This is a genomic window from Arthrobacter sp. ov118, assembly GCF_900116495.1.
Lineage (GTDB): Bacteria > Actinomycetota > Actinomycetes > Actinomycetales > Micrococcaceae > Arthrobacter.
The window spans coordinates 275,292-281,949 of sequence record NZ_FPAY01000004.1 but is presented as its reverse complement, the minus strand read 5'-3'; the positions used below and the strand labels follow the sequence as shown (position 1 = coordinate 281,949).

General features: G+C 67.8%; 7 protein-coding genes. 5 read left to right on the top strand and 2 right to left on the bottom strand.

The window, feature by feature from the left end; genetic code table 11:
- Both BM372_RS11000 and BM372_RS10995 read left to right on the top strand, forming a co-directional pair.
- Positions 1 to 577: HNH endonuclease (locus BM372_RS11000; RefSeq protein ID WP_143111459.1), on the top strand; the 577-nt coding region annotated here is incomplete at its 5' end.
- Positions 578 to 910: 333 nt separating this feature from the next.
- Positions 911 to 1,528: a uracil-DNA glycosylase family protein gene (locus BM372_RS10995; protein WP_090955074.1), complete on the top strand. Its 618-nt coding sequence runs from the start codon at positions 911 to 913 to the stop codon at positions 1,526 to 1,528.
- A 53-nt stretch (positions 1,529 to 1,581) separates the two neighbouring features.
- Here the strand turns inward: BM372_RS10995 and BM372_RS10990 are convergent, their stop codons facing one another.
- Both BM372_RS10990 and BM372_RS21045 read right to left on the bottom strand, forming a co-directional pair.
- Complete coding sequence (locus tag BM372_RS10990; protein WP_090955072.1) at positions 1,582 to 2,883, bottom strand: type II toxin-antitoxin system HipA family toxin; 1,302 nt, start codon at positions 2,881 to 2,883, stop codon at positions 1,582 to 1,584.
- Positions 2,880 to 3,155 carry a helix-turn-helix domain-containing protein gene (locus tag BM372_RS21045; RefSeq protein WP_256214196.1) on the bottom strand — a complete coding sequence of 92 codons (276 nt, stop codon included), beginning with the start codon at positions 3,153 to 3,155 and terminating at the stop codon, positions 2,880 to 2,882. The genes BM372_RS10990 and BM372_RS21045 overlap by 4 nt, the downstream gene beginning before the upstream one ends.
- 261 nt (positions 3,156 to 3,416) lie before the next feature.
- Between BM372_RS21045 and BM372_RS10980 the strand changes: the two genes are divergently transcribed.
- From BM372_RS10980 to BM372_RS10970, 3 genes are all read left to right on the top strand, one after another.
- Positions 3,417 to 4,112: a FadR/GntR family transcriptional regulator gene (locus BM372_RS10980; RefSeq protein WP_090955070.1), complete on the top strand. Its 696-nt coding sequence runs from the start codon at positions 3,417 to 3,419 to the stop codon at positions 4,110 to 4,112.
- 68 nt (positions 4,113 to 4,180) lie between these two features.
- The gene (locus tag BM372_RS10975; RefSeq protein WP_090955067.1) at positions 4,181 to 5,230 is read left to right on the top strand and encodes an asparaginase; all 1,050 of its coding nucleotides are present in this window, start codon (positions 4,181 to 4,183) and stop codon (positions 5,228 to 5,230) included.
- A gap of 8 nt (positions 5,231 to 5,238) precedes the next feature.
- Complete coding sequence (locus tag BM372_RS10970) at positions 5,239 to 6,654, top strand: aspartate ammonia-lyase (protein ID WP_090955065.1); 1,416 nt, start codon at positions 5,239 to 5,241, stop codon at positions 6,652 to 6,654.
- Positions 6,655 to 6,658 lie beyond the last annotated feature (4 nt).

The window sequence follows — 6,658 nt, the reverse complement described above, 5'->3', positions numbered from 1 at the left end:
CGCCTTCAGCCTCCGGATCCGCCGGCTCTACACCCACCCGCGCAGCGGCGAACTCATCGGCATGGACTCCCGCGCCCGGACCTTCCCCGGCGGGCTGCGCCGCTTCATCCAGACCCGCGACGACACCTGCCGCACCCCCTACTGCGACGCCCCCATCCGCCACCTCGACCACATCATCGCCTGGCACGCCGGCGGGCCGACGACTGCAGCCAACGGGGCCGGGCTCTGCGAAGCCTGCAACCACACCAAAGAAACCCCCGGCTGGACAGCACGGACACTACCCGGGCCAGAACCCGGGCCGCCTCCCGGGGACACCCCGGCCGGCGGCACCCGCCACACCATCGAACTCAGCACCCCCACCGGCCACACCTACCACTCCACCGCACCACCCCTCCCGGGGACACCGCTGACGCCCGCACCGCGATCTGGCAATCCGCCCGGCAGCGAAACGGGAACAACCCTTTTGGATCTGCCGCTCCGTCCCACGGATCAGCCGGTATCCCGCGCGCGGCGCCAGCTCTTGCAACGGGCGAAAGCACGCAAGAGCGGCAAGCGGACGGCAGGTGCCGCGGCTTAGGAACCAAGCCACGCGTCCGGAGGGGTAGCGCCCTTGAATGGGCCGAAGAAAAAGGACGTCAGCAACCGGTGCAGCGACCCAAAGTGAGGCCTGCAGGTACCTTCGCGATCTCGCTAAAGAGAAGGCTCGGACACTGTCGTGTCCCGAACAACCCAACGTCATCAGATGGTTACCTGCAGGCGCTTTAAGCCTACGCCTGCCGTATCAGCGTGACCATAGGAGCGAGGCCTCAGGACCCGACTCTGTGGACCACGTCCGAACTACCCCCTCCCACGGGAGCGTAGAGTGGAGGAAGCCGCCTGATTCTGGACGCCGAGTGCTGAGGGAGAAATCGTGACGATTGACTGGGACGAAAAAAAGACCCTGCTGCAGGAGCCGAACATCGCCGCTGTGACGCAGCTCTGCGATGAACTCATGGAAAAGAAGCCGGGGTCCGTCGTCCCCTACATCGACCCCATCCATGACGAGGACGAATGCCGCATCGTCAGCCTTCATATCAGCCCCGGCAAGGGCACGGAGTCGGGCTTCGTCTCACACTTCAACGACGACGAGGCCGCCCGCCGCGCCACCTCCATCTACGAGGCCGCAGAGCTGGACCCGCGTTACGTGATGCCTTGGAACGCCTATCCGTGGGTCCGTGATCCGGACGCAGCCTCGGCCCTGAATGTCCAGGAGAAGACGGACGGCCTGCGTCCCTTCCGTCAGTTCCTCAAGATCAACAAGCGCGTCTCGGCCGTCATTGCGCACGGCGCCGACGCCCACTCTTTCCTGACGCTTTTCGAGAAGACCTACCACTCCTCGCTGAAAAACCATGGCGTCAAGATCTACAAGGCCACCGCCCTAGGCGGCCGCGCTTTCGCCGTCTCCCCTGCCAAGCAGGAGGAGCTCCTCGCCAAGAACGTTGAGGTTTACAAGGACGCCATGCAGCGGGCCGGCATCCAGCACCTCTAAGGCGCCCGCGCCCCCCGGCTCGGGCACCACGGCAGCGGCAGACGCCGGGAGTGTTACCCCTCCATGAGCCTGCGCCGGTGCTTAAGCTCCTTAATCCAGTCGCGAGTGACAGGCGCCGAAAAGGGCGAGGCGCCGTCATCGCCTCCGGAAGCGGTGCGATCCGGACCGTGCCGAGTGGGACTGAACGCCGTCCCCGCCTGCAGGTCCGCGAGCAACGGCCCGGAGGCCCTCAACGCCAGTTCCAGCACCTGGACGGCGGCGCGTTCGGTCAGGCCCATCCCCACGGCCCAGCCCAGGAAGTGCTTCCTGGAGATCCCCGTCCGCTTGCCGTCCAAGGTCAAGGCGAGCGTCTTGTCGCCGTAGACCACGGTGGAGGGAATGTCGTACACCGGGGCGATGGACCACTCCCCTGTCGGCAGTTGCACCATGGACACGTTCTTGGCGTGCAGATCGCCGTTGCCAGTAAGCCACGCGAATGCTGCTTGGAGGGCCAAATTCCGCAGCGCCGGCAGCCGCGCCGCGCAATACGCCGCGAGCGCATGGCACACCTGCCCGTATCCCACGTTGTACTTATCGGCCGGATAGAGCCTCAGCACCTGCGCCCCGTCCTCGACGGCGAGCCGCTGCACCGCGTGCGGTGACCGGGCAGCAGCCTGGGGCCCCGACAACTGCTCCAGTCCCGACGCCCCGGCGAGGGGCACCCGGTCGAAACGCTCCACGAGCAGCCCCGGCCGGTTGGCGACGTCGCGGATGAGCTGGACCCGGCTCAGGGGGATCCGCAGCCGCGCCGCATAGCGGAACATCGCGAATTCGTTTTCGACGACGTGCGGGAACTCGGGGGCGTTGAGTTTCAGGATGTACCGCCGGCCGGCGCTGGCCACGGGCATGGAGATCATTCCGGCGGACAGCTTGTCCTGCACGCCCGCAAGCGCCACCGGGTCGATCAGACCGGAGTCGCCGAGCAGGGCGTCGAAATCGACGGGCGTTCCGGGGTCGAGCTCGACGGCGTGCTCGTCCGGATCCAGCTTCTCGCCGTGGCCCACTATTTGTACGTTTCCCACCGGGTTGGCGCCGGCGGCGATCAGCAGGGACAGCTCGTCGTCAACGCTGGTCTTAACGGAACGGCGCAGCGCGTTCAGCCGCCGGCCCTCGGGCAGGAGCCCGGTGAAATAGGGCGGGGCGGCGCCGGCTGCGGACAGCACGGGGTCGGCAGTGAGCGGAAGGGAGCTTGCGACAGCGGGGCCCCCGGAGGCCAGGTACGCCGGCAGGTAGCTGAACCTCGTGCCGCCGTCGTGCCGTTCCAGCCTGGCCGCCAGCACGCCGGCCTTGTAGACATCAGCGATGCGGTGCCTCATGGCCCGGCCTCGGTACGGTCATGCAGTTCAGTCCGGGCCTGCGGTGGGTTCTGAGCGTGCCGTTCGCCGTGCGCACGCCGGCCGCCGAAGGTACGCGTGCCGTCAAGGGCGCGGGCTGCGGCGCTGGTACGGGTCTGCACACGGAGTTCCAGCCCCAACGTGTCCAGGAGCGCGAGCAGCGACTCCAGCTGCACAGTGCGTTTGCCCTGCTCGACAAAGCGAACGAAGCGTTCGGAGACGCCCGCCAATTCGGCCAGGTCACGCTGGCTCAACCGCAGCAAGCCGCGCCGATCCCGGACCTCGGCGGCAAGCTGGTCCGTAAACGAGATCTCGATGGCCGCCTCCCGTTCCTCAAAATGGACCCTGTGACGGGTCCGATACAGGCACGAACGTGCCGTTATTCAGACTTTTCCAGTGTAGAACCCATGAGCAACCCTGAACAGGGCGAATACGGCACGTTCGTGCCGGTGTGACAGCATGCTGGTCCATCGTCACAATTGACACCTGCTGTGACCCCTGCCATATTTGAACGTGTGAACCTGTCAGACAGCCGGACAGCAGGACAGCCTCTCGCCCGCCTCAGTGCGGCCGAAGCCGTCTTCAATGTCCTCCGTTCCGAAATCGAATCCGGCGGGCTCGGCGTCGGTACAAAGCTCAACTCCGAAGCCACGCTCGCCCAGCAGTACGGCGTCAGCCGCTCCGTGGTCCGTGAGGCGTTGCGCTCCTGCACCGCTCTGGGCCTCACTGTCACCAAGACCGGCCGCGGCACCTTCGTTGTCGCCAACCGCGTGGCCAAGGATCTGGTCCTCGGCCAGTACTCCGCGAGGGACCTCACCGAGGCGCGTCCCCACATCGAAGTTCCGGCAGCCGGCCTGGCCGCGGAACGCCGCTCAGCCGAGGAACTGGACACCATGCGAGACATCGTCGCGGCAATGTCCGCCGAGGACGACCCTGAAGTGTGGGTGGGCCTGGACTCCAGCTTCCACGCCTTGATCGCCCGGGCCAGCCGGAACAAGGTGTTCGAAAACGTCGTAGCGGACATCCGCGATGCCTTGGCCCACCAGTCCGAAACACTGAACATGGTGGCGGACCGCCAGCGCGCCTCCGACGAGGAGCACCGGTGCATTCTGGCCGCCATCGAAGCCGGCGACGCGGCGACGGCGCGCATCGCCATGAGCCAGCATCTCCATGCCGTTGGCCTGGCCCTCGACTCGATCCTCAATCCCTGATGGGCGCCTGACGCGCGCATCGCCAGCAGCAGCCGGACCAGCAACCTACCCCACCGCCAAAGGACGCAATGATTTCTCCCGCCCTCGAGCACCTCCCAACGGCACCGGCCCCGGCCAGGCTCCCGCAGCACGTCCCGCTCGCGGTCCAGTCCCGCGACGGCCTGGTGGAGAGCGTGCACTACGGCTCGGCCGTCGCCACCGCTGCGGACGGCCGGACCCTGCTGGCGGCCGGCGAGCCCCACGCCGCGTTCTACCCCCGCTCTTCCCTGAAACCATTGCAGGCCGTGGCCATGGTCCGGGCCGGCCTGGACCTGCCGGAAGACCTCCTGGCCCTTGCGGCCGCCAGCCACTCCGGAGCGGCCACTCACCGGAACGGCGCGCGGCGCATCCTGGAGCTGCACGGATTGACCCCGGCGGACCTGGAGAACAGCACCGACCTCCCCTACGGCACCCGCGAGCGCGAGCAGTGGCTTGGCGAGGGCGGCCAGCCCAGCCAGCTGGCCCAGAACTGCTCGGGTAAGCACGCCGCGATGACCGCCACCTGCGTCATCAACGGCTGGCCGGTCCGCGGTTACCTAGACCCGACGCACCCGTTGCAGCAACTCGTGGCCCGGACCGTGGCGGAATTGACCGGCGAGGAACCGCAGCGCACCAGCACTGATGGCTGCGGCACACCGCTGTTCGCCCTCACACTCCCCGGCATGGCCCGCGCCTTCGGCCGGCTGGCCGCGGCATCCGGCGGCAGCGCGGAAGCCGTCGTCGCGGGTGCCATGCGCCGCCATCCCGGGATGGTTGCGGGCGAGGACCGGGATGTCACCGCGCTGATGCGACTGGTCCCCGGCCTGCTGGCCAAGGACGGCTTCGAAGGCGTCCAGCTGGCGGGCCTCCCGGACGGCCGCGCCGTCGCCGTGAAAATCTCCGACGGCGGAGACCGCGCCCGGATGCCCGCCACCGTGCGGCTCCTGGCCGCGCTCGACGTCGACACCTCGCCCCTGTCGCGCCTCGCCGCGGCGCCTGTGCTGGGCGGCGGCCGGCCCGTCGGTCTGCTGCAGGCAACCGACTTCCTCACCGCACCAGCACCTGCCCAGGCATCCGACACCGCCACCGACGCCCACTAAGGACTTCCATGACCTCCCTCGACGCACGCGCGGACTTCCGCTCCGAACACGACCTCCTCGGCGACCGGGATGTTCCTGCCGACGCCTACTGGGGCGTCCACACCCTCCGGGCCGTGGAGAACTTCCCCATCACCGGCCAGCCGCTGTCTTCCAACATGTACCTGGTCCGCGGACTGGCCGCCGTGAAACTGGCCGCGGCCCGCACCAACCACGAGCTCGGGTTGCTCGACGCCGAGCGCGCCCGGGCCATCGAGGAAGCCTGCGCCGACGTGATGAACGGAAAGCTTAACGAGCAGTTCGTGGTGGACGTCATCCAGGGCGGCGCCGGAACGTCGTCGAACATGAACGCCAATGAGGTCATCGCCAACCGGGCCCTGGAGATCCTCGGGCACCCGTTGGGTGACTACGCGCGGCTGCACCCGAACGACCACGTCAACCTCAGCCAGTCCACCAATGACGTCTACCCCACCGCGGTCAAGCTCGGCACGATCTTCGCCGCCCGGGAACTGCTGGAGGCGCTCACCGAGCTTGAAGACGCCTTCGCGGCCAAAGCCCTCGAATTCCGCACCGTGGTGAAGATGGGCCGCACCCAGCTGCAGGACGCCGTCCCGATGACGCTCGGCCAGGAATTCGGCACCTACGCCGTCACGATCGCTGAAGACCGGTTGCGCCTGGCCGAGGCCGACCTGCTGATCCACGAGATCAACCTCGGCGCCACCGCGATCGGCACCGGCCTGAACGCACCGGCCGGATACGCCGAGGCCGCATGCCGACACCTTGCCGACATCACCGGCCTGCCGCTCGTCACCGCGGTGGACCTGATCGAGGCCACCCAGGACGTCGGTGCCTTCGTGCACCTCTCCGGTGTGCTGAAGCGGGTCGCCGTGAAACTGTCCAAGATCTGCAACGACCTCCGGCTGCTCTCCTCCGGCCCGCGCGCGGGCCTCGGCGAGATCAACCTCCCCGCCGTGCAGTCCGGCTCCTCAATCATGCCCGGCAAGATCAACCCGGTCATCCCGGAGGTAGTCAGCCAGGTGGCCTACGAGGTGATCGGCAATGACGTCACCATCACCATGGCCGCCGAGGCCGGCCAGCTCCAGCTCAACGCCTTCGAACCGATCATTGTCCACAGCCTCCACAAGAGCATCTCCCACCTGGAAGCCGCCTGCCGTACCCTCACGGCGCGCTGTGTCCGGGGTATCACCGCCAACACCGAACGGCTGCGCCTCACCGTGGAACAGTCAATCGGTCTGGTCACTGCCCTCAACCCGCACCTGGGGTACGCCACCGCAACGGCCATCGCCCAGGAAGCCCTCGCCACCGGCAAGGGGGTCGCGGAGCTGGTGCTCGAACACGGGCTGCTCACCGCCGAGCAGCTCACCGAACTCCTCAGCCCGCAGCGCCTGGCCAACCTGAGCAAGTAGACAA

Excerpts from the sequence above, each read along its gene's own strand:
- BM372_RS10990 (WP_090955072.1), bottom strand. The coding sequence starts at position 2,883 with ATGAGGCACCGCATCGCTGATGTCTACAAGGCCGGCGTGCTGGCGGCC.
- BM372_RS10975 (WP_090955067.1), top strand. The coding sequence starts at position 4,181 with ATGATTTCTCCCGCCCTCGAGCACCTCCCAACGGCACCGGCCCCGGCC.
- BM372_RS10970 (WP_090955065.1), top strand. The coding sequence starts at position 5,239 with ATGACCTCCCTCGACGCACGCGCGGACTTCCGCTCCGAACACGACCTC.